The organism is Streptomyces sp. SCA2-17 (genome assembly GCF_044336695.1).
In genome coordinates this window covers 1,711,393-1,737,859 of record NZ_CP117521.1, presented here as the reverse complement: position 1 = coordinate 1,737,859, position 26,467 = coordinate 1,711,393, and the positions used below count along the sequence as shown (strand labels likewise).

Sequence of the window (26,467 nt, the reverse complement as noted above, 5' to 3'; positions counted from 1 at the left end):
CGCGTGATGCGGCGGCAGTGTCTCCGGCACATGACGCCGGAGTTACCGGGAGGTGGTCGTCCTGTGGTGATCCTGCGCCCGAGATGTGCCCGACCTGTGGCTTCCCTGTGCCGGACAGGGCGAAGGGGCGGCGCTCGTGCGGGAGCGCCGCCCCTCTTTACTCCCCCACCGGGAGTTGTTGCCGCCCGCATCGGCTCGGGCGGCAACTCGCATACTCAGCGGCCGCTTTTTCGCTCGCCACCCCCCACGGGAACGAGCGGGGTGCGGCCCCGAGTGCGTGAATAGCATTTCGCTTCCCCCACGTTCCCCGCGAGTCCTTTCAACTGTGGCCAAAAGGGCGTGGTAACAGCTCGTATCGGTGTGCATACTCAGTGAGCGGGGGGTGGTTGCGGATGTCTCATGTGGGGGTTTGGTGCTGCGCGTCCATTTCACTGGACTCGATCTGGCCCGGTTGCGCCTGGCCGGAGACCCGGACGCACTCTGGGAAACCGTATTGAGCCTCCACCGGCTCCGGGACAAACAAGGCGAGTCGATCTTCGGGGATTGGCGCTCGGAAACCCGGGCCAGGTTGAATGGTGAAACTCGGCTTCTCGCCCCGCTGGTGCCTTCCCGCGGGTATTTTCCGGACTTCCTCACGCCCCCCGAAGGGGTACTCGGACTCGACTCCGGCATGCAGGCCCTGCGCGAGACGCCGGGCGAGCGGGTGCACCGCGAGCTCGGCCGGCTCCCCACCGCCCGGACGCTCCCCGCTTGGATACGATCCATGGCCGAGGGGGACGACCGCGCCTTCGCCAAGCTCACCGGAGCGCTCCAGGCCTACCACGAGGCCGCGATAGCACCCTACTGGCAGCACATCCAGGCCCAGATCGAGGCCGACCGCGCCGTGCGCGGCCGGGCCCTGCTGGACGGCGGCGCGGACGCCCTGCTCTCCTCGCTGCCGCCCATGATGCGCTGGCGCGCCCCGGTCCTGGAGGCCGACTACCCCGTGGACCGCGACGTCCACCTCAACGGACGCGGGCTGCTGCTGGTTCCCTCCTTCTTCTGCCGGCGCACGCCCGTCACCTACCGGGACCCCGACCTCACCCCGGTCCTCGTCTACCCCGCCCGGCACATGTCGGAGTCCGCGCCCGCCGTGCAGGGCGCTCCGCGCTCGCTCGGCAAACTCGTCGGGCACACCCGCTCGGCGGTCCTCGGCTCCATCGGCGGCGGCTGCACCACCAGCGAACTCGCCCGCCGCGTCGGCGTGTCCGCGGCCTCGGCCAGCCAGCACGCGGGCGTCCTGCGCGAGGCGGGCCTGGTCCTGACGCTGCGCAACGGCAGCGCGGTGATGCACACCCTGACACCCCTGGGCGCGGCGCTCCTGCGCGGCGGCCACAAGACGACGCAGCTCGCGCCGAGGACGTCTCAGTCGTCGATCCCCGAACGCTCCACTCCGGCAACGATGTAGCGCTGCAACAGCAGGAAGACGAGCAGCAGCGGGAGGATCGAGACGGCGGCCGCGACGAACAGCTCGTGGATCTGGACGGTCTGGGCCGTGGTGAACGTCGACAGGGCCACCTGCACCGTCCACGCGTCGCGGCCCTGCCCGATCACCAGCGGCCACAGGAACGCGTTCCACGCCCCGATGAAGACGATCGTGCCCACGGCCGCGAAGACGGGCCGGGAGTTGGGCACCACGACCCGCCAGTACGTGCGCCAGTACCCCAGCCCGTCCACCTGCGCCGCGTCCTCCAGCTCCCGCGGGAAGCCCAGGAAGTACTGGCGGAAGACGAAACACGCGAAGGCGCTGAAGAGCGTCGGCACGATCAGTCCGCGCAGGCTGGAGACCCAGCCCAGCGACGACACCAGCACGAACGACGGCACGAAGGTGACCGCCGCCGGCACCAGCAGGGTGCCCAGGATCGCGTAGAAGACGGCGTCGGCGTGCCGGTAGGGGATGCGGGCCAGCCCGTAGCCCGCGAGCGAGGCCAGCAGCAGCGTGCCCAGCGTCGTGGCCACCGCGATCAGCGAGGAGTTCAGCAGGGCCCGCGCCATCGGCACGTCCGGGTCGGTGAACAGCTCGCGCACGTTCGACCAGTGCGGGCTCGTGGGGAAGAGCGTCCAGCCGGGTGCCGTGATCTCCTCCTCGGAGGCCAGGCCACCGCGCACCAGCAGGTAGAAGGGGATGAGGAACAGCACGGCGAGCGCCGTCAGCAGCATCAGCCGCAGGGCCCGCCCGGTGCGTACGAGGGCGTCGTCCACGTCGTCAGTCCTCTCTCCGGCCGAGCCCCGACCAGCGGGCCTGCACGACCGTCACCACGGCGATGATCAGCGCCAGCAGCACCGCCCCGGCGCTGCCCAGCCCCAGGTCCTGCCCCTGCCCGAGGGCGAGGTAGTACAGGTGGACCAGCGGCGGCCGGGCGTAGGGCGGGTAGCCGCGCTGGTCCGACAGGAGGTTGTAGAACTCGTCGAACGCCTGGAAGGCGTTGATGATCAGCAGCAGCACCACGGCCACCGAGGTGCTGCGCAGCGCCGGGAACGTGATGTGGCGGAAGGTCTGCCAGCCGGGCCGGGCGCCGTCCAGGGCCGCCGCCTCGTACAGCCGCGGCGGGATGCGCTGGAGGCCGGCCAGGAACAGCACCATGTAGAACCCGGCTTGCAGCCACAGCCGTACGGTGATGATGACCAGCCAGTACCAGGGCGGGTCGGTGGAGGCCAGCCAGGCCACCGGCTCGGCCCCGAACCAGCCGAGGACGGTGTTGGCCAGCCCGAAGCGCACCCCGTTGAACACCGACAGCTTCCACACCGTGGCCGCCACGACGTAGCTGCACGCCGTGGGCAGGAAGAACACCGACCGGAAGAACGCCCGGCCCGCGCGCAGCCGGTTGACCGCGAGCGCCAGCCCCAGGGACAGCGCGTACGTGGCCGGCACGATGAAGGCGCTGAAGACCGCGAAGGTCACGAGCGAGGACCGGAACGAGGCGTCGGCCAGCAGCGTCGCGTAGTTCTCCAGCCGGACGAACTCGGTGGGGGAGACGGTGTTGTGGGCGTCGAAGAAGCTCAGGTACACGCTCCAGGCGAGCGGTACGTAGGTGAAAAGGGCGAGCCCCGCGGCGAAGGGGCCCACGAAGGCCCAGAACCACAGCGCGCGGTGCCGCTGCCGGGCGGCGGGGAGGCGGCGCGGCGCCGCGGGCATCAGCCCCGGCTCCGTACGCGGTGCAGCTCGGCGCTCGCCTTGCGCACCACCGCCTTGAGCTCGCTGCCGGGGTCGGCGCCCTCCCGGATGATGCGGGTGACGGCGTCCAGATAGGCGGTTTGGCTCGCTGCCGTCCACAGAAGGGGCTGCGCGTAGGCGTGTTCCTTGGTGAAGCGCACGGCCTCCGCGGCCGCCCCGGACTTCAGCCGGTCCGCCCGGGCGGCGAGGGAGGCGCGGGCGGGGATGTGCAGCCCGTAGGACTGTGCGAAGTCCTGCTGGTAGTCGGTGCGCTCGACCCACAGCCACTTCACGTACGCCTCGGCCGCCTCCCGGTGCGCGCTGCGGCTGCTGACGGCCGCCGCCCACGCCCCCACGGGCACGGACGGCCGCCCGGCCGGGCCGTCCGGCGGGAAGGGCAGCACCCCGAAGTCGTCCCCGAGCGCCTTCTTCACCTGCGGCAGCGCCCACAGCCCGCACCACTGCATCGCGGCCAGCCCCTGGGTGAAGGCCGCCGGGTTGAACCAGTCGGTGGGCGCGCCCAGCAGCAGCGAGCCGTCGGTGTGGAACCGGCGCAGCTTGCCGAGGGTGCGCGCCGCGGCCGGGTCGTCGAAGCCCACGTCTCCGCCGGGGGTGACGAGGGACAGCCCGGCCGCGTACAGCGGCGTGCCGCCCAGGGCGCCCGCGCCGCCGGAGTTGCCCAGGAAGAGCCCCTTGACGTCCTTGCGCGTCAGCCGCCGGGCGGCGTCCACGAGCTCGTCCAGCGACTGCGGCGGCCGCACGCCCGCCGCGTCCAGCATGCTCTTGCGGTAGTACAGCAGCTGGGTGTCGACGAGCTGGGGGATGCCCCAGACGCGGTCCCGGTAGGTCCGGGGCGCGAGGATCACGGGGTCGAATTCGCTCTTGACGTCCTTCAGCAGGGCGGTCAGGTCGGTCACCTGGCCGGCCTGGATCTGCTCGATCGTCGGGCCGGCCACCTCGAAGACGTCCGGCCCGGAGTCCGTCAGCAGGGCGGCGGCGGTCTGCTGGTCGTAGTTCCCGGGCCGCCACTCGATCCGCACGGCGGCGTCCTTGTATGCGGCGGCGTACCGCCCCACTGCCTGCCGCGTGCCCGGCTCGCCGTACTGGTGGTACCAGTGGGAGAGCCGGGGCCGGCCCGGACGGTCTTCCCCGCCGCGCCCCGTGTTGGACCCGCACCCGGTCAGTGCGATGCCCGCACCCCCGGCCAAGAGCACTCTGCGGCTGATCGGCATGTTCGGTTCTCCCCCTCGCGGTCGGGACCGTACGGACCAACGATCAACGATGGGGGAGGATTACGACAGGCCGATTACCGCCGTGTCCCGGTCCGCCGGGCGGCCGGTTCCGCGCCGATGCGGAAGCGGAGGCGGCAGATCACCGCGTCCGTGTCGCGGCGGACCGCGTGGGCCACGACCGCGCCGCGCTGGTTCTGGAGCAGCCGCTGCCAGAGATGGGCGGGCTCGACCTCGGGGATGAGGACGGTGACGCGGTTGTCGGGGTGCCGGTCGGTGAGCTCGTGGACGTAGGAGACGATGGGGCGGCCCAGGGCGCGCGTGGGGGCGGGCAGTTCGACCAGGTCGACGCCCGGGTTCCACAGCTCCCAGTCGCGCCGCAGCGACTCGGCGGCCCGTGCCCCCTCCGCGTCGGGCTGGACGGCGGTCACCGCGACCACCTCGTCGCCCAGGGACACCGCGGCGGTCAGGGCCTTGCTGGTCAGCCGGGAGAGGGAGGAGACGGGCACGACGACCACGCTGTGGCAGCGGCGCGGCGCCTCCGGCACCCGGCCCAGCCCCAGCCGCTCGCCGATCCGCCCGTACGAACGGTGCACGGCCTCGAAGACCAGCACCATCAGCGGCAGCGCCAGGACGATCAGCCAGGCGCCCTCCTCGAACTTCGTGGCCGTCACCACGACGGCCGACACCCCGGTGAGCACGGCACCGAAGCCGTTGAGGAGCGCCTTGCCGCGCCGGCCCGCCGAGCGCTCCTGCCGCCAGTGCCGCACCATCCCGACCTGGCAGATCGTGAAGCCCACGAACACCCCGATCGCGAACAGCGGCACCAGCGTGTTGACGTCGCCGCCGGAGAAGACCAGCAGCAGCGCGGAGACCGCCGCGAGGGCCAGCACGCCGTGCCGGTGCACCTGCCGGTCCGCCTTGAGGCCGAAGACGTGCGGCAGGTAGTTGTCCCGGGCCAGCAGGGCCATCAGGACGGGCAGCCCGCCGAAGGACGTGTTCGCGGCCAGCGCCAGCAGCACGACGGTGGCGAACTGCACGACGTAGAAGGCCCAGTTGTGGCCGAGCGAGGCGTCGGCGAGCTGCGCGAGGACGGTGACGCCCTCGACCGGCTGCAAGTGGAAGCGGCCGATGAGCACCGCCAGGCCGACCAGCATGACGCCCAGCAGGGCGCCCAGCGCGACCTCCGTGCGCTGGGCCCGCCGCTGCGCCGGGGCGCGGAACGCCGGCACGGCGTTGGCCACGGCCTCCACGCCGGTGAGGGCGGAGCAGCCGGCAGCGAAGGCCTTCAGGAGCAGCAGGACGCCCACGGACGTGGCGTTCCCGGCGAGGGCGGAGGCGTGCCCGGCGGCGGCCTCGGTGCTCGCGGGCGCGTCCCGCAGCAGCCCGGCCACGATCATCGTCAGGACCGAGCCGACGAACACGGCGGTCGGCACCATGAACCACTTCGCGGACTCGGCGATGCCACGCAGGTTCACCCCGGTCACCAGGGCCAGCACGGCCAGGCAGATCCACAGCCGGTCGGCGTAGAGGTGGGGGAAGGCGGAGGTCAGGGCGGCGACGCCGGCGGTGACCGACACGGCCACGTTCAGCACGTAGTCCAGCACCAGGGAGGCCGCGGTCACCAGGCTGGTGCGCCGGCCGAGGTGCCGCTTGGCGACCGCGTACGAGCCGCCGCCGTCCGGGAACGCCGCGATGACCTGCCGGTAGGAGGCGACGAGGACCGCGAGCAGGGCGGCGATCGCGAAGGTGACGGGGAGCGTGAAGCCCAGCCCGTACGCGCCCGCCGCGGCCAGCACCAGGACGATCGACTCGGGCCCGTAGGCCACCGACGCCATCGCGTCCAGGGAGAGGGCCGCGAGCCCCTGGGAGGCGGTCAGCCGGTGCCGGTCCTCGGCGGAGGGCCGGGCGGCGCCGGTATCCGGCGGTTCCTCGCCGGCCCCTCCGGGCTGCTTGTTCGCGTGCGCGAGCAGGGACATGCTGTTCGTACCTCCGTGCCGGGGACGCCCAGCGTGCAGCCGCCCCCGTGCGCCCGCGCACACCCTTGGCGGCCTCTTGGCGCGTTCCGGAGGGATCTTCACGCGTTCTTGACGGCCCGGGCCGGGTGACGTCAGCAGGGCGTAAGGGTTGGCCCGAGCGGCGTCAGCACCCCGTCAACACCCGGCGCCCGCCCCCGGGCCGGGCCTAGCGTCACGAGCATGGGACGGCGACAGCTCTCGAAGGCGCGGGCAGGCGGCCCCGTCGCGCGGACGGCACGGACGAAGGCGCAGCCGCCGGGCGGCGAGGTCCTCGCCCACGACCGCGGCTGGCGGCGCGAGGCGCGGGCCGCCTGGTACTGCGGCTCCGCCCTCACCGGCGTCCTCGTCGTCGCCGACCTCACCCGCGGTGGCCTCGACGGGCCGCGCGCCGCCTGCTGGGCCGGCCTCGGAGCGCTCCTGCTGGCCGTCCTGCTGCCGCAGCGCGTCACCGCCGGCCACGACTGGCTCGCCGTGCGCGGCTTGCTGGGCGAGAAGCGCGTCCGTACGGACCTGCTCACGCAGGTGCGCCGCGCGGACGGCATGACGCCGCGGCTCGTGCTGCGGGACGCCGGGGGCCGGCGCGTGGAGTTCGACCCGGAGGTGCTCGTCGCCAACCCGCTGCTGTGGCACCGGCTGGACTCGGGGGTGCGGCGCGCCCGCGAGAGCGGCCTGCTGCGGGAGGGGGACGCGCCGCTGGCGGAGCTCGCGGAACGGATCGACGGGGAGGGGGCGCGGCGCCTGCTGGAGACTCACGACGGGTGAGGCCAGGCCTCCGGTGCGGCCCCGGCTACAGCCAGTCGTACGTGACGCCCGTCAGCCGCTCCGACGCCGCCCAAAGCCCCGCACTCGCCCGGTCGTTGCGGGTCCACGGCGCCCGCACCGCCCGCCGCGTAGGCGCCCCGGCACTGCGGAACTCGAAGCGCGGCCCGAAGTAGTCGTCCTGCCGGACGTCCTGCGCGGTCGCCGCGTACAGCGTGGGCAGTGCACCGGCCTCCGGGCTCTGCGCGAAGAGCCGGTTGAGCAGCTCGGCGGTGTGCTCGACCGAGGCGCGGCCCTCCATCCGCGCCCCGGCCGTCTGGAGGTTCGTGGCCGCGTAGCCGGGGTGCGCGGCGACGGCGACGACGCGCGAGCCCTCCGCCGTCAGCCGCTGCGACAGCTCGTGCGTGAACAGCAGGTTGGCGCTCTTGGAGCGGCCGTAGGCGAGCCAGCGGCGGTAGCGGTGCTCCATGTTGAGGTCGCGGGGGTCGACCGTGCCCAGGACGTGCAGCCCGCTGGCGACGGTGACGACGCGCGCGCCGTGCCCGGCCTCCCGCAGCCGCGGCAGCAGCAGCCCGGTCAGCGCGAAATGGCCGAGATGGTTCGTGCCGAGGTGCATCTCGAAGCCGTCGACCGTGCGGCGCTGCGGCAGCGCCATCACCCCGGCGTTGTTGATCAGCAGGTCGAGCCGGTCGCCGGGCAGGTCCGCGGCGAAGTCCCGCACCGAGGACAGGTCCGCGAGGTCGAGCGGGGCGAACTGCACGTCGGCACCGGGCGCCGCCCCCCGGACCCGCTCCTCGGCGGCCTTGCCGCGCGTCGCGTCGCGGCAGGCCAGGACGACCCGCGCGCCGCGCCGCGCCAGCTCGCGGGCCGTGACGTAGCCGATGCCGCTGTTGGCGCCCGTGACCACCGCCGTGCGGCCGCTCTGGTCGGGGATCTCGCTCGCGTTCCATCCAGTCACGTCTGCTGCGCTCCTCTGCGGTCCGCACCCGGCACATACGCGTCAGTAGCCCTCGTCGGTCCCAGCGTAGGCGAGGGCGGGCGGGTGCAGGGCGGGCATTCGCCCGATACGGTGGCCCGCGCGCGAGGCGCGTCCGCTCAGCGCAGCCGGACCGTATACGCCGGGACCGACACCGCGGCGTCGTCCAGGCACCGGCCGTCCGTCAGGTCGAACCGCCGCCCGGCCGGCGGTGAGGTGACGTACGGCCGCCCGCCCGCCGAGCCCAGCGGGCCGCGCGCGAGGACGAACGCCCCGCTGAACGGGTCCTGGTTGCCTATGGCGTACGCGCGTCCCGCCCGGTCGACGAAGACGGCGGCCTGCTGGCCGTCCGGCAGCAGGACCGCCACCCCGCGGCCGGGCTTCAGATCGCCCAGCTCGCAGAGGGCGTGCCAGCGGCGCCCGAGGAGCGCCTCTACGCGTACGGATGCGCGTACGGCCTGAGGCGCGGACCCGGGCGCGGGCTCCGGCGTGGGCGCGGGTACGGGCGCGTGCGGGAGCTGCTCGGGAGCGACGGTCATCGCGGGGAGTCCCTTCGGGAGAGCGGGCAGGGACGCTGGGGGAGCGGGCCGGGCTGCGGAGCGCCCAGCACTGTCGCACAGCCACCGCCGTCTGTCGCCACCGTGGCACACGTTTTCACCACAGCTGTGACGGCGGTGTGTCCGGCTCCGGCGGTCGTGTGTCACGGCTCCGAACGGGCTCTCCGGGAACGGGCTGCCGCCCTCCTCCGCAACCGAGTTGGGCCGAGCCCGTACGATCGCCGGGGTGACCACCGACATATCTCTGACGACGCTGCTCGTGCTCTGCCTCGCCGCGGCCGCGGCGGGGTGGGTCGACGCCGTGGTGGGCGGCGGCGGTCTCCTGCAGCTCCCCGCACTGATGGTGGCCCTGCCGCACGTCCCTGTCCCGCACGCCATCGGCACCAACAAGGCGGTCGCCATCTGCGGCACCGCGGCCGCCGCCGTCACCTACACCCGCCGCGCACCGGTGAACCGGCGCACCGCCCTGCGCATCGGCCTCGCCGCGCTTGGCGGCTCCTTCGCGGGGGCCTTCTTCGCCTCCGCCATCAGCAGTGCCGTGCTGCGCCCCCTGATCATGGCGATCCTGGTGGCCGTGCTGGCCTTCGTACTGCTGCGCCCCGCCTTCGGCACGGACGCGCTCCCCACCGCCGAGAAGCAGGTCTCGCGCCGCCGCGCCCTCGCCGCGATCCTCGTCGCGGGCCTCGGCATCGGCTTCTACGACGGGCTCATGGGCCCGGGCACCGGCACGTTCCTCGTGCTCGCCCTCGCCGCGATCCTGCACATGGACCTGGTGACGGCCTCCGGCACCTCCAAGATCGTCAACGTGTGCACCAACGTGGGCGCGCTCGTCACCTTCTCCTTCCAGCACGCCGTGATCTGGCAGGTCGCCGCCCCCATGGCGCTGTTCAACCTCACCGGCGGCGCGCTGGGCGCGCGGATGGCCCTCAAGCGCGGCAGCGGCTTCGTCCGGGCGGTCCTCGTCGTGGTGGTCCTGTCACTGGTGTGCAAGCTGGGATACGACCAGTGGGGCAGCGGCTGAGCTGCGGAAAGACCGCGAAAGGGCGGTGGGAGGGCTGTGGGAGGACGCCGCGCTGCGCCGAACGGCCGACCTTGCATAAGAAATCCCTTAAATAGGCCCGGCGCGATCCGGTGCGCCCGTTGAATGCGGCTAGCCTGACCACTACCTTCCTGACGTGGTGGGGGTTCTCGTGAGTTTCTCCCGGTGGGGCCGGGCCCGGTGGGTCCGGGCCGTGCTCGCGGGGCTCTATGTCGTCACCCTCGCGGCGGCCGTGCCGCACGGGGCCGGTGGTCACGGCCGGGAGGGCAGCTGGTCCAGCGAGGAGGCCCGGCGGTTCTGGGGCCCGACGCGGATCGAGCAGGCGGCGCGGGGCGGGGCCGACGGCGAGAACGGCGACGCCGTGCCCGACGCGCAGCGCATCACCGGCAGCGCCCGCCACTTCGACGGGGTGCCGTCCGTGGGCGTGCTCGTCTCCGTCGGCGAGGACCTGCGCGACCACCACTGCACCGCCAGCGTGGTGCACAGCCCCAAGGGCAATCTGATCGTCACCGCCGGCCACTGCTCCATCGGCGACGACGCCGCGTTCGTCCCCGACTACCGGGCCGGGACCGGCAAGCAGCCGTACGGGGTGTGGCCCCTGGACCGCGTCTTCGCCGACCCCCGCCGCAGCGACACGGGCGCGGGCTCCGACCTGGACTTCGCCTTCGCCACGGTCAAGGCCGACAGCCGGGGCCGCCAGGTCGAGCGCGTCACCGGCGCCAACCGGCTGGTCCGTACACCGGGCTACGTCAACCGCGTCACGGTCATCGGCTATCCCGACGCGGACGACGACTCCGCCGACGAGGCCATCCGCTGCACCGCCATGACCACCCGCCTCGAAGAACGCAACCAGCTGCGGATGCGCTGCGACGGCTTCGTCTCGGGCACCTCCGGCAGCCCGTGGCTCACGCACTTCGACGAACGGACGCGCACCGGCGACCTCGTGGGCGTCCTGGGAGGCCTCAACGGAGGCGGGCCGGACGGCGACGAGAGCGCGGCGATCTCGTACAGCCCGGTCAACGACGACGAGATCTTCAAGCTGTACGTGGACGCCATAAACGACCGCGAGCCGGCCCGGGACTAGGCCGGCCCGGCGGACCGGGCGCTATTGCGCGAGCGCCTGCTCCACACCCGGCTCGTGCGGCCCCAGGAACCGCGGCCCCGGCCGCACGAGCGCGTCCAGCGCGGCCTTCCCCGACGCGAACACCTCCCGCGCACCGCCCGCGTACCAGGTCACGTCGTGCTTCGCGGTGACCCCGACCCCGTACGCGTCGATCCCCGCCGCCCCGCACAGCGCCAGCGCCCGCCGGACGTGGAAGCCCTGCGTGATGAGCACCGCCTTCTTCACGCCGAAGATCCGTACGGCGCGCGTGCAGGAATCCCAGGTGTCGAAGCCCGCGAAGTCGCTCACGACGCGGTCCGCCGGCACCCCGCGCTCCGTCAGATACGCCCGCATCGCGTCCGGCTCGTCGTACTCCTCGCGGCTGTTGTCGCCGGTGACCAGCACCACGCGGACCTTGCCCGCCCGGTACAGCTCGACCGCCGCGTCGAGGCGGTGCGCCAGGTACGGGGACGGCTTGCCCTCCCACAGGCCCGCGCCGAAGACCATGGCGACCGGCGCGGACGGCACGTCCTCGACGGTCCGCACCCGCGGCTCCGCCGCCGCGTACACCCACGTCGCCGGCAGCAGCGCGAGCACGCAGCCGGCCACGGCGGCCCACAGCAGCCGCCGCCGCTCCCGCCGCGTCCGCGGCATCCGTACCCGCATCCGCAGTACGCGGCCCCGCATCATGTCCATCACTCTCCCCGTCGACCGGTAAGAACGCACCGGACACGCGTACGGTTCCGGCCCGGCCGCCGCCGTCGCTGCTGTCAGACCCGGCGGTTACCGTCGGAGTATGAACGGAACGGCACGCACCGCGGGCGAGCAGCCCCCCATCGCCGGATACGACGAGCAGGACCTGGAGCGCTGGGCTCCCGAGCCCGACAAGCGCCCCGGCCGCACCGCCTTCCAGCGCGACCGGGCCCGCGTGCTGCACTCCGCCTCCCTGCGCCGCCTCGCCGGCAAGACCCAGGTCGTCACGCCCGGCGTCAGCGCCCAGGCCTGGGACGCCAGCCCCCGCACCCGCCTCACCCACTCCCTGGAGTGCGCCCAGGTCGGCCGCGAGCTCGGCGCGGCCCTCGGCTGCGACCCCGACCTCGTCGAGACCGCCTGCCTCGCGCACGACCTCGGCCACCCGCCGTTCGGCCACAACGGCGAGCAGGCGCTCGACGAAGTCGCGGGCCCGTGCGGCGGGTTCGAGGGCAACGCCCAGTCGCTGCGCCTCCTCACCCGCCTCGAACCCAAGCGGTTCGTGCCCGCGGGCGACGGCGGCGGCGAGCCCGTCAGCGTCGGCCTCAACCTCACCCGGGCCGCCCTCGACGCCGCCACCAAGTACCCCTGGCCGCGCGGCGGCCACCCCACCGACCCCGCCTCCCGCAAGTTCGGCGTCTACGCCGACGACGTGCCCGTCTTCACCTGGCTGCGCCGCGGCGCGCCCGAGGGCCGGCAGAGCTTCGAGGCCCAGGTCATGGACTGGGCCGACGACGTCGCCTACTCCGTGCACGACGTCGAGGACGGCCTGCACGCCGGCCACCTCGACCCGAACGCCCTGCTCGCCGAGCCCGAGCGCCGCGAGGTCTTCGCCGTCGTCGCCGGCCGCTACGCCCCCGGCGCCGAGCCCGGCGAGCTCGCCGAGGCCCTCGACCGGCTCCTGGAGCAGGAGTGGTGGCCGCACGGCTACGACGGCTCGGCCGTGGCCCAGGCCCGCCTCAAGGACGCCACCAGCCAGCTCATCGGCCGCTTCTGCCTCGCCGCCGAGACCGCCACGCGCGCCGCCTACGGCCCCGGCCGGCTCACCCGTTACGGGGCCGAGCTCGTCGTCCCCCGCGAAACGCGCCTCGAATGCGCCGTCTTGAAGGCCGTCGCCGACCGCTATGTGATGCAGCGCGAGGACCAGGAGAAGCTCCGCGCCGAGCAGCGCGTCGTCATCGCCGAGCTCGCCGCCGCCCTCGTCGCCCGCGCCCCCGAAGGCCTCGACCCGCAGTTCCGCACGCTCCACGCCGCCGCCACGGACGACGCCGGCCGCCTGCGCGCCGTCGTCGACCAGATCGCCGCCCTGACCGACGTCTCCGCGCGCTCCCTGCTCACCCGCCTCACCGAAGGGCGTGGTGTGTCAGAAAGGTGACCGGATGTCCACAGAATCCCAGGACTTCCCCCACACCTTGCGGGTACTGACCCGTCCGGGGTAGTCCCTCTACCGGCGGCGGGCCCCGTGCGGCAACCTCTGCACGGGCCGGTTCCGGCCCGGGGGCGGTCCACCGCAGACGCACTGCAGACGCAGCGCGTGGCAGCGAGGAGGCAGCAAGTGGTCGACGCGAACCAGACGTTCGTCATCGTCGGAGGGGGCCTGGCCGGGGCGAAGGCCGCGGAGACCCTCCGCGCGGAAGGCTTCACCGGCAGGGTGATCCTCATCTGCGACGAGCGTGAACACCCCTACGAGCGGCCGCCGCTCTCCAAGGGCTACCTCACGGGCAAGGAGGAGCGCGACAGCGTCTTCGTCCACGAGCCCGCCTGGTACGCCCAGGCCGACATCGAGCTGCACCTCGGCCAGCCCGCCGTCCACCTCGACCGCGCGAACCGCTCGGTCCGCCTCGGCGACGGCACCCGCGTCCACTACGACAAGCTGCTGCTCGCCACCGGCGCCGAGCCGCGCCGCCTCGACATCCCCGGCACCGGCCTCGCCGGCGTCCACCACCTCCGCCGCCTCGCCCACGCCGAGCGGCTGCGCGGCGTCCTCGCCTCCCTCGGCCGCGACAACGGCCACCTCGTCATCGCCGGCGCGGGCTGGATCGGCCTCGAAGTGGCCGCCGCCGCCCGTTCCTACGGTGCCGAGGTGACCGTCGTCGAGCCCGAGCCCACGCCGCTGCACCCCGTCCTCGGCCCCGAGCTCGGCCAGCTCTTCACCGACCTGCACAGCGAGCACGGCGTCCGCTTCCACTTCGGCGCCCGCCTCACCGAGATCACCGGCCAGGACGGCATGGTCCTCGCCGCCCGCACCGACGACGGCGAGGAGCACCCCGCCCACGCCGTCCTCGCCGCCATCGGCGCCGCCCCCCGCACCGCCCTCGCCGAGGCCGCGGGCCTCGCCCTCGTCGACCGCGCCGACGGCGGCGGCATCGCCGTCGACGCCTCCCTGCGCACCTCCGACCCCGAGATCTATGCCGCGGGCGACGTCGCCGCCGCCGAGCACCCGTGGCTCGGCACAAGGCTCCGCGTCGAGCACTGGGCCAACGCCCTCCACACCGGCCCCGCCGCCGCCCGCGCCATGCTCGGCCAGGACGTCGCGTACGACCGCGTGCCGTACTTCTTCTCCGACCAGTACGACGTCGGCCTGGAGTACTCCGGCTACGCCCCGCCCGGCTCCTACGACCAGGTCGTCTGCCGCGGCGACGTCGGCAAGCGCGAGTTCATCGCCTTCTGGCTCGCCGAGGGACGCCTCCTCGCCGGGATGAACGTCAATGTGTGGGATGTCACGGACACCGTCCAGAAGCTCATCCGCTCCGGTGCGCCCCTGGACCCCGAGGCCCTCGCCGACCCCGGCGTCCCCCTCGACGCCCTGCTGCCCAGCCCGGCACAGTCCTGACCGGTCCGCGCCGGCCGCCCCCGCCCGTAGAATTCAGGCGTGGCAGGACGGATCAACGATGACGACGTGAAGGCGGTACGGGACGCGGTCCCGATCGACGCCGTCGTGTCCGAGTACCTCCAGCTGCGCAACGCGGGCGGCGGCAACCTCAAGGGCCTGTGCCCCTTCCACGACGAGAAGTCCCCGTCCTTCCAGGTCAGCCCGGCCAAGGGCCTCTTCTACTGCTTCGGCTGCCAGGAGGGCGGGGACACCGTCGACTTCGTCATGAAGATCGACCACCTCTCCTTCGCCGAGACGATCGAGCGGCTGGCCGCCCAGGCCGGCATCACCCTGCGCTACGAGGAGGGCGGCTACACCCCCGGCCGCCAGCAGGGCGAGCGCATCCGCCTCGTCGAGGCCCACAAGCACGCCGCGAAGTTCTACGTCGAGCAGCTCGACAGCCCCGAGGCGGAGATCGGCCGGCAGTTCCTCGCGAGCCGCGGCTTCGGCCAGGACGCCGCGGCCCACTTCAGCGTCGGCTACAGCCCCGCCGGCTGGGACCACCTCACCCGCTTCCTGCGCGGCAAGGGCTTCAGCGACAAGGAGCTGATCCTCTCCGGCCTCGCCCAGGAGAGCCGCGGCGGCCGCCCCATCGACCGCTTCCGCGGCCGCCTGATGTGGCCCATCCGCGACATCACCGGCGAGGTCGTCGGCTTCGGCGCGCGCAAGCTCCGCGACGACGACAACGGCCCCAAGTACCTCAACACCCCCGAGACGCCCCTCTACCGCAAGTCGCACGTCCTCTACGGCATCGACCTCGCGAAGAAGGACATCGCCAAGACCAGCCGCGCCGTCGTCGTCGAGGGCTACACCGACGTCATGGCCTGCCACCTGGCCGGCGTCACCACCGCCATCGCCACCTGCGGCACCGCCTTCGCCGGCGACCACATCAAGATCCTCCGCCGGCTCCTGATGGACAACTCCGGCGCCGAGGTCGTCTTCACCTTCGACGGCGACGCCGCCGGCCAGAAGGCCGCCCTCCGCGCCTTCGAGGACGACCAGAAGTTCGCCGCCGAGACCTCCATCGCCATCACCCCCGGCGGCATGGACCCCTGCGAGCTGCGCCTCGCCGAGGGCGACGCGGCCGTCCAGGCCCTCGTCGACTCCCGGACCCCGCTGTTCGCCTTCGCCATCCGCCAGGTCGTCGCCCGGCACAACCTGGACACCGCGGAGGGGCGCGCCGCCGCGCTCGAAGCGGCCGCGCCCATCGTCTCCAACATCAAGAACAGCTCCATCCAGCACGAGTACGCGGTGCAGCTCGCCGGCATGCTCGGCATCCTCGACACCCAGTTCGTCGTCCGCCGCGTCGGGCAGCTCGCCAAGTGGGCCCGCGAGCGCGGCCAGCAGCCGCCGTCCGCAGGGCGCGGCCGGGCCGCGGCGCCCGCCCCCGCGGCGGCGCAGGAGCCCGTGCGGCGCGCCGGCCCCGCGCTCAACCTGCGCAGCCCCGTCGCGCTCACCGAGCGCGAGCTGCTCAAGCTCGCTCTGCAGCGGCCCGAGCTGGTGGCCCCGGCCTTCGACGCGTACGGCGAGGACGAGTTCACCGCCGCGCCCTACGTGGCCGTGCGCCGCGCCATCGAGGAGGCCGGCGGTGTGACCGCCGCCCCCGCCGACTACCTCACGCGCGTCCGGGACGCCGCCCCCGACGACACCGTCCGGGCGATGATCACGGAGCTGGCGGTCGAGGCGATCCGGCACAAGAACGTGGACGAGGTCTACGCGGGAATGCAGCTCGTCCAGGTCCGGCTGCGCGCCGTCGAACGCCGCATCCAGGAGGTCCAGGGCAGCCTGATCCGCCTGGGCAGCCGCCCGGACCCGGAGCACCTTGCGGCCGTGCAGAACGAACTGTGGGTGCTGGAGCAGTACGCGCGATCCCTGAAGGACCGGGGCGCGGCGGCGCTCTAGCTGCGCCCGCACGGGTGAAGGCCCCGGCCCTCCGCCGCGGCGGATACAGGGTGCGGGGCTCCGCACGAGAGGAAGACCGGGGGCCGAGGTCCGTACCGCACCGTAACCACCGGTCACGGAACGGACTCAGAAAGTGCCCGCAAGCCCCTCGTGGCGGGCCCGCGTCGTACCCCACACTGGTGGGCGGTGCCTGAGTCCTCGGACGCGGCAGGCCCGGCCGCTCGGACCCGGAACTCGGAACCCTTCGCGAAGCCGCTCCTGATCCCCGGGACGGCCGGCGGCCAGGCCGCTGCCGCCCCTCCGGCGCATGCCGCCCCGAACCGGCAGCGATCACTTTGGAGGTCGCCCCCGTGCAGACCCGGACCCCGACCAGGCCCCAGCCACGGCCCGAGGCCGCCGCCGCGGCCCAGGGCGTGCCCCGGCAGCCCGCCGCACCGCAGGCCGAGAGCCTCCCCGACGAGCCGCTCCTGCCGGATCCGGCCGCGAGCCGGGCAGCGGAATCCGAAGCCGAGACCGGAACCGAGACCGGGACCGAGACCGGGACCGAAGCCGAAGCCGCGTCCGAAACGGCCTCCGCGGAGCCGGAATCCGACCCTCCGCGGGCGGCCTCCTCCGAGTCCGCCGACTCCGTACGCCCCGACACCGGCGGCCCCTCCTCCGACCTCTTCCGCCAGTACCTGCGCGAGATCGGCCGCATCCCGCTGCTCTCCGCCGCCGAGGAGGTCGAGCTGGCCCGCTGCGTGGAGGCCGGCCTGTTCGCCGAGGAGAAGCTCGCCGGCGCCCCGGACCTGGACTCCCAGCTCGCCCTCGACCTGGACCGCCTGGTCGTGCTCGGCCGGATGGCCAAACGGCGCCTCATCGAGGCCAACCTGCGCCTCGTCGTCTCCGTCGCCAAGCGCTACATCGGCCGCGGCCTGACCATGCTGGACCTCGTCCAGGAGGGCAACCTGGGCCTGATCCGGGCCGTGGAGAAGTTCGACTACGCCCGCGGCTACAAGTTCTCCACGTACGCGACGTGGTGGATCCGCCAAGCCATGTCGCGGGCCCTGGCGGACCAGGCCCGCACGATCCGCGTCCCGGTGCACGTCGTCGAGCTGATCAACCGCGTCGTGCGCGTCCAGCGCCGCATGCTCCAGGAGCGCGGCTACGAGCCCACGGCCGACGAGGTCGCCGCCCACCTCGACCTCACCCAGGAGCGGGTCAGCGAGGTGCTGCGGCTGGCCCAGGAGCCGGTCTCGCTGCACGCGCCCGTCGGCGAGGAGGACGACGTCGCCCTCGGCGACCTGATCGAGGACGGCGACGCGGCCTCCCCCGTGGAGTCGGCCGCGTTCCTGCTGCTGCGCGAGCACCTGGAGGCCGTCCTGTCGACGCTCGGCGAGCGCGAGCGCAAGGTCGTGCAGCTGCGCTACGGGCTGGTCGACGGCCGCCCCCGCACCCTGGAGGAGATCGGCCGCATCTTCGGCGTCACCCGCGAGCGGATCCGCCAGATCGAGTCCAAGACCCTCAACAAGCTCCGCGACCACGCGTTCGCCGACCAGCTGCGCGGCTATCTGGACTGAGGCGGGGCGGCCGGACCGGCCCGGTCAGCCGGCCTGGAGCGCTCCCGGATGGGTCTGTTCCCGCACGGCGGCGTACTGCTGCCGCACCGCCTGCCCCACGGCGAGGTCCTCACCCGGATCGAACGCCTGACCGGCGGCCGCGGGCCACATGGGCGGCTCGTGGGGCGCCAGCGTCCCCTGCTGGACGCCCAGCGCCCAGGCCGCCTGCCGGGCCGCGCCCAGCGCCGCGTAGTCCGCGGGCTGCGGCACGACGACCTGCGTGCCGAACAGCGCCGGCGCGATCGCCTGCACCGCGGGCAGCTCCGCCGCGGGCCCCAGCAGGAACACCCGCCGCACCTGCACCCCGCGCGTGCGCAGCACGTCGAGGGCGTCCGTCAGCCCGCACAGCATGCCCTCGAACGCGGCCCGCGCCAGGTGCTCGCGCTTCATGCTCTCGCGCCGCAGGCCCGCGAGGGTGCCCGCGGTGTGCGGCAGGTGCGGGGTGCGCTCGCCCTCCAGGTACGGCAGCAGCACGAGCCCGGAGGAGCCGGGGGACGACGCCAGGGCCAGCTCCGACAGGCCGGGGAGGTCCGTGCCGAGCAGCTCCGCCGTGCCGCGCAGCACGCGCACGGCGTTGAGGGTGTGCACCACGGGCAGGTGCATGCCGGTCGCGTCGGCGAGGGACGTGATCGTGCCGGAGTCGTCGACGAGCGCCTCGTGGTGCACGGCGAAGACCGAGCCCGAGGCCCCGAGCGAGATCACCGCGTCGCCCGGCCCCACGCCCAGCCCGAAGGCCGCGGCCATGGTCTCGCCCGTGCCCGCGGAGATCAGCAGCCCCTCGGGGGTGTGCCCGGCGGGCTCGGCGGGCGCGAGGACGTCGGGGAGCACCGCCTGGCGGCCCAGGGCGAGTTCCACCAGGTCCGGCCGCCAGGAGCCGGTCGCGGCCGACCACAGGCCGGTGCCGGAGGCGTCGCCGCGGTCGGTCGTGCGCCGCAGGGGGCGGCCCAGGAGCTGCCACACGAGCCAGTCGTGCGGCTGGAGCAGGGCGGCGATGCGCTGGGCGGACTCGGGCTCGTTGCGGGCGAGCCAGCGCAGCTTGGCGACCATCTGGCCGGGCTGCGGCACGGAGCCGACGGCCTGGGCCCACGCGGCCCGGCCGCCGAGCGCGTCGGTCAGGTCGGCGGCGGAGGGCTGCATCCGCTTGTCGTTGCCGAGCATCGCGGGCCGTACGAGCACCCCGCCGGCGTCCAGCGCGAGCAGCCCGTGCTGCTGCGCGGAGACCCCGATGGCCTGGACGCCCTCCAGGAGCCCGCCGGCGGCGGCCTCGCCCAGGGAGATCAGCCAGGCCTGGGGGTCGCCTTCGGTGTGCGGATGAGGGGCGTACCCCTGCCGGAGCACGGCACCCGTGTCCGTATCGCAGACGACGATCCGTGTGCTCTCGGTGGAACTGTCCAAGCCCGCGACTATGCCCATGCCGAGATGATGCCAAACCCCGGGGCATGCTCCGTGCCCCGGAGGGGTGTTAGCCGCCCCGCCGCCGGGCGGGGTCAGGAGTGAACCGCCGGGACGGGTGTGACCGGGGCGGGGGCATGCCGGGACAGGTCGGGAGAACGGGACCGAACGGCCGGGCCGGCGGCCGGGTCAGCGGGTCAGGTGTTGCTGGTGCCCCAGTCGTCCTCGGCGCCCTGGCCCCGCTCGCGCAGCGTCCGCACCCGCTCGGCCACCGACTCCGGCATCCGGTCGCCCGCCTTGGACAGGGCCTGGGAGGCCAGCGCCCGGCCGTTCTGCGCGGCGGACTCGACGGTGTTGCGTACGGCGGGGTTCTGGGCGATCTGCCGGGCCCCCTTGCGCAGCTGTTCGTACCGGTCCCGGCCGGCTCGCGCCCCCAGGACGTATCCGACGGCTGCTCCCAACATGAACGTCAGCCGGTAGCGCATCCCGCTCCACCCTTCCGGATCCCTCGGACACCTTGGTCGTCGCACCGTGGTCGCCGCCTACCCGCCGGGTGCGAAGGTCACTCCCGGGGTACCGATTGGCGGAGCACCCCCCTGCTTGCGCTAATGTATGTCTCGCAGCGAGCGCCCGCCGCCCGGAAGACCGGCCGGAAGGGCATTCGAGGCAAACGCAGCAGTCCCCTGTAGCTCAATTGGCAGAGCAGCCGGCTGTTAACCGGCAGGTTACTGGTTCGAGTCCAGTCGGGGGAGCGCGATCCTCTGTAGCTCAATTGGCAGAGCAGCCGGCTGTTAACCGGCAGGTTACTGGTTCGAGTCCAGTCGGAGGAGCAAGCGATCGAGGACCCCTACGGGGGTCCTTTTTCGTATCCCGATGCCTTCCGGAGGGAACCGTCCCGCCGTGATCGAAGTCCTCATGGTCAGGTAGGTCACGCAATACGCCCCCTCAGGGGCAGCAGATCGTATGAGCGGCTATGCTGCGGCAGACGGCGCGCACAGATGTGCGCGACGCGCCGTGAACGGGGCGGTAGCTCAGCCGGTTAGAGCAGCGGACTCATAATCCGTCGGCCGTGGGTTCGAGTCCCACCCGCCCCACTTTCGCGACGTCGCTGCAGAAACGATGCGACCTGCGTTTTCGAAGCCCCGCCCGGCCCGGCACCCGCTCGGCCCGGCGGGGCTTCGCGCTGTCCGGGGCCGGGGGGCGTATGACTTCGGCCACGTCCTGCCACGCGTTCCGCCTGCCCCGTCCTCGCACGGGTATGCGGCGGAATACGGCCCGGCGTCATCCTGTTGGCGCTGCTGGGCCGGTTACGACGGTCACCCGACGCCACAGCGGAAGCAGGTAGCGACGCATGAGCAGCAGCACGGTGGAGCTCACCAAGGACAACTTCGACGAGATCGTCTCCGGCAGCGGATTCGTCCTCATCGACTTCTGGGCGTCGTGGTGCGGCCCGTGCCGGCAGTTCGCGCCCGTGTACGAGGCGGCCGCGGAGCGCCACGGCGACCTGGTCTTCGCCAAGGTCGACACCGAGGCCCAGCCCGAGCTGGCCGCCGCATTCGACATCCGCTCGATCCCGACGCTGATGATCGTCCGGGACAACATCGCGGTGTTCGCGCAGCCGGGCGCGCTGCCCGAGGCCGCGCTGGAGGACGTCATCGGGCAGGCCCGGGGGCTCGACATGGACGAGGTGCGCGCCTCCGTCGCCGAGGAGCAGGCCAAGGCCGGGCAGCCGGCGGCGCAGGGCGAGGGACAGTCCTCCGGTGAGTGAGCTGCTGCTGATCCGGCACGGCGAGACGGAGTGGAGCCGCGACGGCCGCCACACCGGCTTCACGGACGTGGCCCTGACCGACCGCGGCGAGCGGCAGGCGGAGGCCCTGCGGCCGCTGCTCGCCGGCAGCACGCCCGGGAAGGTTCTGGTGAGCCCGATGAAGCGGGCCCTGCGGACGGCCGAGATCGCCGGGCTGGAGGGCGCCGAAGTCGACCCGGACCTCCACGAGTGGGACTACGGCGGCTACGAGGGCGTCACCACCGAGGAGATCCACCGCACCCGCCCCGGCTGGTACCTGTGGGACGACGGCGTCGCCCCAGGGCCGCCGGAGCACCCGGGCGAGACGCCCGAGCAGGTCGGCGCGCGCGCCGACCGGGTCCTGGCCCGCGCCGTCCCCTTGCTGGAGGCCGGCGGCGGGGACGTGGTTCTCGTCGCGCACGGGCACTTCCTGCGTGTCCTGACCGCCCGCAGGCTCGGCTTGCCGCCCGCCGCGGGCGCGCTCTTCCGGCTCGACACCGCGACCGTCAGCCGGATCGGCACCGAGCACGGGCGGCCCACGCTCGTGGCCTGGAACGTGCGATCGGCGTGATCCGGCCCTTCCCGCCGCGGCGGGCCGGGCTGACGTGATGTCGTAGAGGACCACGGAGCCGTAGCCCGGGCCCAGCCCATAAGCTGTGATCTCCGAGAACCGAGCAGTGACTGGAGGACGTTTCCGTGGCTACCACCCGCACCGCGCACACCGTCTGGGAAGGTGAGCTGCTCAAGGGCAGCGGCACCGTCACCTTCGACTCGTCCGGCATCGGCTCGCAGCCGGTGTCGTGGCCGTCGCGCGCCGAGCAGGCCAATGGCAGGACCAGCCCGGAGGAGCTCATCGCGGCCGCGCACTCCAGCTGCTTCTCCATGGCCCTCTCCCACGGCCTCACGGGCGCGGGCACCCCGCCCACCCGCCTGGAGACCAAGGCCGAGGTCACCTTCCAGCCGGGCGAGGGCATCACCGGCATCCACCTCACCGTCCGCGGCGAGGTTCCGGGGGTGGACGCGGAGGCCTTCCAGGAGGCCGCCGAGGGCGCCAAGAAGAACTGCCCCGTCAGCCAGGCCCTCACCGGGACGACGATCACGCTGACGGCCGAGCTGGTCTGACCGCCTGACCGTCTGACTCCCGTCCTCCTCGTCTACGCGGCCCGCCTTACGACGTCAGGGTCGCGTAGACGATGAGGTTCTTCTCCGGGTGCCCGTCGGCGCCGGGTCCGCCCGCGCAGGTGACCAGCCGCAGCGCCCGCTCCCCGGTCGGCCCGTAGACCTTCCGCGCCGGGAAGGCCGCCTTGTCGGCCGTCTCCTTGCCGGTGACGGAGAAGCGCAGCAGCTTGCCGTCCCCGCGCCGGACGTCGATGACCTCCCCCTCGTCCAGCTTCTCCAGGTCGTGGAAGACGGCACGGCCCTCGCGGGCGTCGCTGTGGCCGATGACGACGGCGGCTCCGGGCTCGCCGGGCGCCGCCCCGCCCGTGTACCAGCCGGCCGTCGTGCCCTTCTCCGGCGGCGGCACCTCCACGGTCCCGTCACCGTTCTTGCCGAGCCGCAGCAGCGCGCTGTCCACGCCGAGGGAGGGGATGGAGAGGCGGGCCGGCTCCTCAGCCGAGGCCGGGGCGCCGCTGGCCGCCGTGCTGTCCGCCGTGCCGGACGAGCAGGCGGTGACCAGGGCGGCGGCGAGCGCGACGGGCAGGATCAGGGCCGCTATCAGGGCGGGTACGGAAGAGGGCCCGCGGGGGAGAGGCATGGGGTGTCCGTCCGGTGTGGGGGATCCGGTCGCTGGTACCCGTCCACGCTAGAAACAGGCCGCTGCCCGGTGCCTCGGGTGAACGGCCAGTTCTGTCTCCCCCCAAAGGATGAGGATGGTTCAGGTTTGCATCACTGCGCCGCACTGACTGTTCATCCCGGGCGGAGCCGGCGGGTCCGGCGGATCCAGCGGGTCCAGCGGCCTCGGCGGACCCGGCGGATCTAGACGAACCGCTGCAAGAGCCCCCACGTGAACTCGACCACGTGCTCCCGGCGCTCCCCGGCGGCGTCCGGCGCGGTGAACGCGAGCCGCCAGCGGGTGGGGGCCGTGCCCTCCAGGGGGCGGGCGGGGGCGAAGGCACGCGCCACCTCGTCCACCGTGCACGACCAGGGCCGCAGATCCTCTACGGTGCGCAGCTCGGGGGCAGGCGCTCCGGGCGCGCGGACCAGCCACTCGTTCCACACGGCCCCGCCGGGCGCCGCCAGCACCTCGAACCGCAGGTCCGGCCAGAGCGGCAGCCGCCATGCCGACGACTCGCAGGACAGGTCGCCGATGCGGCGCTCGCCGGTGGCCTCGGGCGGGCCGAGCACCGACCGGTAGCGCGGCCCGGCCCCGCGCCGCCCGGGGGCCCGCAGCATGGCCTGCCAGCGGCGGTTGGCCTCCCGCATCTCCGCCTTGCCGACGCCGAGCTCGCGCAGGGCGTCCTCGACCAGGCCGGGCTGGTGGTCGGCCATCCGCCGCAGCAGGACGAGCTGGAAGCCGAGGGGCCCGAAGGCGCCACCGGCGCCTCCGCCACCGGAGTCACCGGAGTCACCGGCGGAGTGTGCGGACTCGGGTACGGGCTCGCGCGCTGGGTTCATGGAGGCATCGTCGCGCACGGGAGGCGGGCGCCGCCGGGCCCCGCCCGTTCACTGGCTAGGGTCAGGACGAGCGATCAACAGCGTACGGAGGCTTCTGATGACCGGCTCGACGGCGCCGAACGGCACCCCCGCCCCACTGCTGCGGCTGCGCGGGGTCAGCCGCACCTACGGGGAGCGGAAGGCGCTGCTCCCGCTCGACCTGGACCTGGAACCCGGTACCTGTACCGCCCTTTTCGGTCACAACGGCTCCGGCAAGTCCACGCTGCTGCGGATCGCGTGCGGCCGGGACGAGCCGACGAGCGGCACCGCGCAGTTCGCGGGCCGCAAGATCTCGGAGGACGACCCGGAGGTGCGGGCCAGGGTCGCGGTCGTCGGCGACACCGTCGCCACGTACCCGGACCTGACCGTGCGCGAGCACCTCGAACTCGTCACCGTCGCCCACGCCGTGGAGGACGCCGACGCCTGGATCGACGAGGTGCTGGCCGACCGCCGGCTGTCCGGCCACGCGCAGGCGCTGCCCGGCTCGCTCTCCTCCGGCCAGCTCCAGTCCCTGCTGCTCGCCGCCGCCCTCGTCCGCCCCCGCGACCTGCTCGTCCTCGACGAGCCCGAACAGCGGCTCGACCCGGACGCCCGCGTGCGCCTCGCGGAGCTGCTGAAGGGCGAGAAGCGCGACGGCGTGGCCGTCCTGCTGGCGACGCACCAGGCCGAGCTCGCGGAGGCCGTCGCGGACCGGATGATCGCCCTGGAGGACGGCCGGGTGATCGCCCAGGGCCCGCCGGCGAAGGTCCTGGGGAAGCTGGGGCTGCACGGATGAGCCACGACGCACCGGGCGGCGCGGGCGACGTCCTCGACGACGACGAGCCCGCATGGAGCGAGGAAGAGGACGACCGCACCGCCGAGGCGCTGCGCTGGCTGCGCGAGAAGCGCAAGGCTCACCGCCGCCAGAAGGGCCGCGACATCGCCGTCCTCATCTACTCGGTCGTGCTCCTCGGCGGCGCCTACGGAGGCGGGTACACCGTCGACTTCCTGCGCCGGATCCGGCTCGGCGCGGACTACAGCGCCGTCGGCGCGCACGTCCAGGGCGCCCTGCCGGCCCTGTTCACGCTCCTGACCGCCGCCCTGGCCCTGTTCGCCGCGCGCGACGCCCTGTGGCGCGGGCCCGTCGTCGTCCCCGCCCCCTCGGTCGGCTGGCTGCTCACCCATCCCGTACGCAGGGCGGTCGTGCTGCGCCCGTGGTTCTGGCTGTCGGCGGGGGTGTCGGCCGGCACCGCCCTGGCGGCCGCGTGCGCCGCGGCCGTCGTCCTGCGCATCCTGGGCCTGGCCTCGCTGGGCGGCGCCTTCCTCGCGCTGCTCCCGGCGGCCGTGTGCCTGCCGCTGCTGGCCGTCGCGGCGGGCATGGCGGTGGAGCACCGGGCCGGGCTCGCGCGCCTCGTGCGCCGCTTCTCGCCGGCGGCCGTCGTCGTGCTGATGCTGCTCGCCGGGCAGACCGCGGCCGCCGCGTACGGGCACCGGAGCGCCGTGCTGGAGCAGGTGGAGCTGTGGTCCGGGCCGTGGGGCTGGGCCGCCCAGCCCGTCGTCTCCGTCACCGGCGGCCACGCCTCCGGCTGGCCGGCCGCGGTCGTCCTGCTGGTGCTCCTGACGGCCGCGGGCCTGGTGCTGGGGCACCGGGACGCCGCGCTCGTGCCCACGGCGCAGCTGCGGCGGCGTGCGGCGACCGCCCAGACCGTGTCGTCGGTGATGTACTCGGCGGAGCTGCGGGCCGCCAAGCTCGCCCTCATGGACGCGGCCGCCGACGGCCCCGGCGCCGGCCGCACGCGCCGCGTCCGGCTGCCGCGCCCGCGCAGCAAGTACCTCGTGGTGGTCTGGCGGGACCTGCTGTCCCTGCTGCGGACGCCCGCCCGCCCGGCGAAGGCGCTGATGTGGCTGGCCTCGGCCACGGCGGTGGCCGCCCTGGGCATGCAGTTCAGCGGTGCCGCCCGGGTCATCGGCCTCGTCGCCGCCCTGTTGTTCGGCTACGTCGCCGTGGGCGCCCTCGCCGAGCCGGCCCGGCTGGAGACGGACGACGTGCGGCGCGCGGCCTGGTCCCCGTTCCGCTTCCGTACGCTCATGCTCCAGCACGCGGTGGTGCCGGCGGTGCTGGGCGCCCTGCTGGCGCTGCTCGCGGCGGTGCCGTTCGCGGTGGCGGGGGAGCCGTGGGCGCTGGTGCTGATGCCGGTGTGTGCGGTGCCGTTCGCCGCGACGGCGGTCTTCTCGGCGAGCCGCGGACCGGCCCGTCTGGAGCTGATGTTCTCCGGTGTGAGCACGCCGATGGGCGACCCCGGCCCGCTCCGCTTCTTCGCCTGGTACGCGGCCGGGCCGCTGGTGTCGGTGGGCGTGCTGGGGGTCGTCCTCTACGGGGTGCTGAGGCGTGCGCCGGATGCGGGTGCCGTGGCTGTTGCGGCCGGTGTGGCGGCGGTGTTGACGGCGGGGCTGCTGTTCTTCGCCGCACGGGCCGCGGACCGCCTCGTACGTCCCGGCAAATGACGGAAGGCGACGGGAGTTTGCGTCCTTCTCGCTGGTCACGGTGGTGCGTAACTCCGGCATATTCACCTGAACAGGCGATTCCGCCTATGAGTTGACGGGAGCACACTCGGGAGCAGGATGGTGCGCGCCCTCCCTCCACCGAAGCTCCCGGCAGC

The 26,467-nt window shown here is 73.8% G+C and carries 24 protein-coding genes and 3 tRNA genes; 16 read left to right on the top strand and 11 right to left on the bottom strand.

Going from position 1 to position 26,467, the window contains the following annotated elements; translation table 11 throughout:
- Positions 1 to 412 precede the first annotated feature (412 nt).
- Positions 413 to 1,447, top strand: coding sequence for an ArsR/SmtB family transcription factor (locus tag PS271_RS07810; protein WP_398381259.1), 1,035 nt, complete (start codon positions 413 to 415; stop codon positions 1,445 to 1,447).
- On the opposite strand, the gene PS271_RS07805 is transcribed toward PS271_RS07810, so the two are convergent.
- From PS271_RS07805 to PS271_RS07790, 4 genes are all read right to left on the bottom strand, one after another.
- Positions 1,405 to 2,241 carry a carbohydrate ABC transporter permease gene (locus PS271_RS07805; RefSeq protein WP_398381258.1) on the bottom strand — a complete coding sequence of 279 codons (837 nt, stop codon included), beginning with the start codon at positions 2,239 to 2,241 and terminating at the stop codon, positions 1,405 to 1,407. The two genes, PS271_RS07810 and PS271_RS07805, sit on opposite strands and share 43 nt — an antisense overlap.
- 4 nt (positions 2,242 to 2,245) lie before the next feature.
- Positions 2,246 to 3,175, bottom strand: coding sequence for a carbohydrate ABC transporter permease (locus PS271_RS07800; RefSeq protein ID WP_398381257.1), 930 nt, complete (start codon positions 3,173 to 3,175; stop codon positions 2,246 to 2,248).
- Positions 3,175 to 4,425: an ABC transporter substrate-binding protein gene (locus PS271_RS07795; protein ID WP_398381256.1), complete on the bottom strand. Its 1,251-nt coding sequence runs from the start codon at positions 4,423 to 4,425 to the stop codon at positions 3,175 to 3,177. The genes PS271_RS07800 and PS271_RS07795 overlap by 1 nt, the downstream gene beginning before the upstream one ends.
- A gap of 74 nt (positions 4,426 to 4,499) precedes the next feature.
- On the bottom strand, positions 4,500 to 6,401 hold the full coding sequence (locus tag PS271_RS07790) for an APC family permease (protein ID WP_398381255.1): 1,902 nt from the start codon (positions 6,399 to 6,401) through the stop codon (positions 4,500 to 4,502).
- Between the two features lie 219 nt (positions 6,402 to 6,620).
- Between PS271_RS07790 and PS271_RS07785 the strand changes: the two genes are divergently transcribed.
- Positions 6,621 to 7,202, top strand: coding sequence for a hypothetical protein (locus tag PS271_RS07785; RefSeq protein ID WP_398381254.1), 582 nt, complete (start codon positions 6,621 to 6,623; stop codon positions 7,200 to 7,202).
- A gap of 25 nt (positions 7,203 to 7,227) precedes the next feature.
- On the opposite strand, the gene PS271_RS07780 is transcribed toward PS271_RS07785, so the two are convergent.
- Together PS271_RS07780 and PS271_RS07775 are read right to left on the bottom strand one after the other, a co-directional pair.
- Entirely contained in the window at positions 7,228 to 8,157 is a 930-nt protein-coding gene (locus tag PS271_RS07780; protein WP_398381253.1) for an oxidoreductase, read from the bottom strand.
- Between the two features lie 137 nt (positions 8,158 to 8,294).
- A complete protein-coding gene (locus PS271_RS07775) occupies positions 8,295 to 8,714 on the bottom strand; it encodes a nitrite reductase (NAD(P)H) small subunit (protein WP_398381252.1) in 420 nt (139 codons plus the stop codon).
- A 244-nt stretch (positions 8,715 to 8,958) separates the two neighbouring features.
- Between PS271_RS07775 and PS271_RS07770 the strand changes: the two genes are divergently transcribed.
- On the top strand, positions 8,959 to 9,753 hold the full coding sequence (locus PS271_RS07770; protein ID WP_398381251.1) for a sulfite exporter TauE/SafE family protein: 795 nt from the start codon (positions 8,959 to 8,961) through the stop codon (positions 9,751 to 9,753).
- A 169-nt stretch (positions 9,754 to 9,922) separates the two neighbouring features.
- Entirely contained in the window at positions 9,923 to 10,855 is a 933-nt protein-coding gene (locus tag PS271_RS07765) for a trypsin-like serine peptidase (RefSeq protein WP_398381250.1), read from the top strand.
- A 21-nt stretch (positions 10,856 to 10,876) separates the two neighbouring features.
- On the opposite strand, the gene PS271_RS07760 is transcribed toward PS271_RS07765, so the two are convergent.
- On the bottom strand, positions 10,877 to 11,563 hold the full coding sequence (locus tag PS271_RS07760) for an ElyC/SanA/YdcF family protein (RefSeq protein ID WP_398386728.1): 687 nt from the start codon (positions 11,561 to 11,563) through the stop codon (positions 10,877 to 10,879).
- 106 nt (positions 11,564 to 11,669) lie between these two features.
- On the opposite strand from PS271_RS07760, the gene PS271_RS07755 reads away from it, so the two are divergent.
- The 4 genes from PS271_RS07755 to PS271_RS07740 all read left to right on the top strand — a co-directional run bounded on the left by PS271_RS07755 (position 11,670) and on the right by PS271_RS07740 (position 17,956).
- Positions 11,670 to 12,998, top strand: coding sequence for a deoxyguanosinetriphosphate triphosphohydrolase (locus tag PS271_RS07755; protein WP_398381249.1), 1,329 nt, complete (start codon positions 11,670 to 11,672; stop codon positions 12,996 to 12,998).
- A 180-nt stretch (positions 12,999 to 13,178) separates the two neighbouring features.
- On the top strand, positions 13,179 to 14,456 hold the full coding sequence (locus PS271_RS07750) for an NAD(P)/FAD-dependent oxidoreductase (RefSeq protein ID WP_398381248.1): 1,278 nt from the start codon (positions 13,179 to 13,181) through the stop codon (positions 14,454 to 14,456).
- A gap of 39 nt (positions 14,457 to 14,495) precedes the next feature.
- Complete coding sequence (gene dnaG, locus PS271_RS07745) at positions 14,496 to 16,397, top strand: DNA primase (RefSeq protein ID WP_398381247.1); 1,902 nt, start codon at positions 14,496 to 14,498, stop codon at positions 16,395 to 16,397.
- A 350-nt stretch (positions 16,398 to 16,747) separates the two neighbouring features.
- Positions 16,748 to 17,956: a sigma-70 family RNA polymerase sigma factor gene (locus PS271_RS07740; protein WP_398381246.1), complete on the top strand. Its 1,209-nt coding sequence runs from the start codon at positions 16,748 to 16,750 to the stop codon at positions 17,954 to 17,956.
- Between the two features lie 24 nt (positions 17,957 to 17,980).
- Here PS271_RS07740 and PS271_RS07735 read toward each other — a convergent pair whose 3' ends face one another.
- A complete protein-coding gene (locus PS271_RS07735; RefSeq protein ID WP_398381245.1) occupies positions 17,981 to 19,408 on the bottom strand; it encodes an FGGY family carbohydrate kinase in 1,428 nt (475 codons plus the stop codon).
- A gap of 176 nt (positions 19,409 to 19,584) precedes the next feature.
- A complete protein-coding gene (locus tag PS271_RS07730; RefSeq protein WP_398381244.1) occupies positions 19,585 to 19,872 on the bottom strand; it encodes a YtxH domain-containing protein in 288 nt (95 codons plus the stop codon).
- 194 nt (positions 19,873 to 20,066) lie between these two features.
- On the opposite strand from PS271_RS07730, the gene PS271_RS07725 reads away from it, so the two are divergent.
- The 6 genes from PS271_RS07725 to PS271_RS07700 all read left to right on the top strand — a co-directional run bounded on the left by PS271_RS07725 (position 20,067) and on the right by PS271_RS07700 (position 22,295).
- Positions 20,067 to 20,139: transfer RNA gene (locus tag PS271_RS07725), tRNA-Asn, on the top strand.
- 5 nt (positions 20,140 to 20,144) lie between these two features.
- Positions 20,145 to 20,217 (top strand) — tRNA-Asn (locus PS271_RS07720).
- A gap of 190 nt (positions 20,218 to 20,407) precedes the next feature.
- A tRNA-Ile gene (locus PS271_RS07715) sits at positions 20,408 to 20,481 on the top strand.
- Between the two features lie 257 nt (positions 20,482 to 20,738).
- Positions 20,739 to 21,155 carry a thioredoxin gene (trxA, locus tag PS271_RS07710; RefSeq protein WP_398381243.1) on the top strand — a complete coding sequence of 139 codons (417 nt, stop codon included), beginning with the start codon at positions 20,739 to 20,741 and terminating at the stop codon, positions 21,153 to 21,155.
- Entirely contained in the window at positions 21,148 to 21,744 is a 597-nt protein-coding gene (locus PS271_RS07705) for a histidine phosphatase family protein (RefSeq protein WP_398381242.1), read from the top strand. The genes trxA and PS271_RS07705 overlap by 8 nt, the downstream gene beginning before the upstream one ends.
- A 125-nt stretch (positions 21,745 to 21,869) precedes the next feature.
- Entirely contained in the window at positions 21,870 to 22,295 is a 426-nt protein-coding gene (locus tag PS271_RS07700; protein WP_398381241.1) for an OsmC family protein, read from the top strand.
- Between the two features lie 46 nt (positions 22,296 to 22,341).
- Here PS271_RS07700 and PS271_RS07695 read toward each other — a convergent pair whose 3' ends face one another.
- Both PS271_RS07695 and PS271_RS07690 read right to left on the bottom strand, forming a co-directional pair.
- On the bottom strand, positions 22,342 to 22,929 hold the full coding sequence (locus PS271_RS07695) for a class F sortase (RefSeq protein ID WP_398381240.1): 588 nt from the start codon (positions 22,927 to 22,929) through the stop codon (positions 22,342 to 22,344).
- Between the two features lie 221 nt (positions 22,930 to 23,150).
- Entirely contained in the window at positions 23,151 to 23,789 is a 639-nt protein-coding gene (locus PS271_RS07690; RefSeq protein WP_398381239.1) for a hypothetical protein, read from the bottom strand.
- A 97-nt stretch (positions 23,790 to 23,886) separates the two neighbouring features.
- Here PS271_RS07690 and PS271_RS07685 point away from each other — a divergent pair, with 97 nt between their 5' ends.
- A complete protein-coding gene (locus PS271_RS07685) occupies positions 23,887 to 24,603 on the top strand; it encodes an ATP-binding cassette domain-containing protein (RefSeq protein WP_398381238.1) in 717 nt (238 codons plus the stop codon).
- Complete coding sequence (locus PS271_RS07680) at positions 24,600 to 26,312, top strand: hypothetical protein (protein WP_398381237.1); 1,713 nt, start codon at positions 24,600 to 24,602, stop codon at positions 26,310 to 26,312. Before PS271_RS07685 ends, PS271_RS07680 begins: the two co-directional genes overlap by 4 nt.
- Positions 26,313 to 26,467: the final 155 nt, after the last annotated feature.

What these genes read in the sequence shown, in the direction of transcription:
- PS271_RS07800 (WP_398381257.1), bottom strand. Translation starts at nt 3,175, where the DNA reads ATGCCCGCGGCGCCGCGCCGCCTCCCCGCCGCCCGGCAGCGGCACCGC.
- PS271_RS07795 (WP_398381256.1), bottom strand. Translation starts at nt 4,425, where the DNA reads ATGCCGATCAGCCGCAGAGTGCTCTTGGCCGGGGGTGCGGGCATCGCA.
- PS271_RS07790 (WP_398381255.1), bottom strand. Translation starts at nt 6,401, where the DNA reads ATGTCCCTGCTCGCGCACGCGAACAAGCAGCCCGGAGGGGCCGGCGAG.
- PS271_RS07785 (WP_398381254.1), top strand. Translation starts at nt 6,621, where the DNA reads ATGGGACGGCGACAGCTCTCGAAGGCGCGGGCAGGCGGCCCCGTCGCG.
- PS271_RS07775 (WP_398381252.1), bottom strand. Translation starts at nt 8,714, where the DNA reads ATGACCGTCGCTCCCGAGCAGCTCCCGCACGCGCCCGTACCCGCGCCC.
- PS271_RS07760 (WP_398386728.1), bottom strand. Translation starts at nt 11,563, where the DNA reads ATGATGCGGGGCCGCGTACTGCGGATGCGGGTACGGATGCCGCGGACG.
- PS271_RS07755 (WP_398381249.1), top strand. Translation starts at nt 11,670, where the DNA reads ATGAACGGAACGGCACGCACCGCGGGCGAGCAGCCCCCCATCGCCGGA.
- PS271_RS07735 (WP_398381245.1), bottom strand. Translation starts at nt 19,408, where the DNA reads ATGGGCATAGTCGCGGGCTTGGACAGTTCCACCGAGAGCACACGGATC.
- PS271_RS07730 (WP_398381244.1), bottom strand. Translation starts at nt 19,872, where the DNA reads ATGCGCTACCGGCTGACGTTCATGTTGGGAGCAGCCGTCGGATACGTC.
- trxA (WP_398381243.1), top strand. Translation starts at nt 20,739, where the DNA reads ATGAGCAGCAGCACGGTGGAGCTCACCAAGGACAACTTCGACGAGATC.
- PS271_RS07695 (WP_398381240.1), bottom strand. Translation starts at nt 22,929, where the DNA reads ATGCCTCTCCCCCGCGGGCCCTCTTCCGTACCCGCCCTGATAGCGGCC.
- PS271_RS07690 (WP_398381239.1), bottom strand. Translation starts at nt 23,789, where the DNA reads ATGAACCCAGCGCGCGAGCCCGTACCCGAGTCCGCACACTCCGCCGGT.
- PS271_RS07685 (WP_398381238.1), top strand. Translation starts at nt 23,887, where the DNA reads ATGACCGGCTCGACGGCGCCGAACGGCACCCCCGCCCCACTGCTGCGG.
- PS271_RS07680 (WP_398381237.1), top strand. Translation starts at nt 24,600, where the DNA reads ATGAGCCACGACGCACCGGGCGGCGCGGGCGACGTCCTCGACGACGAC.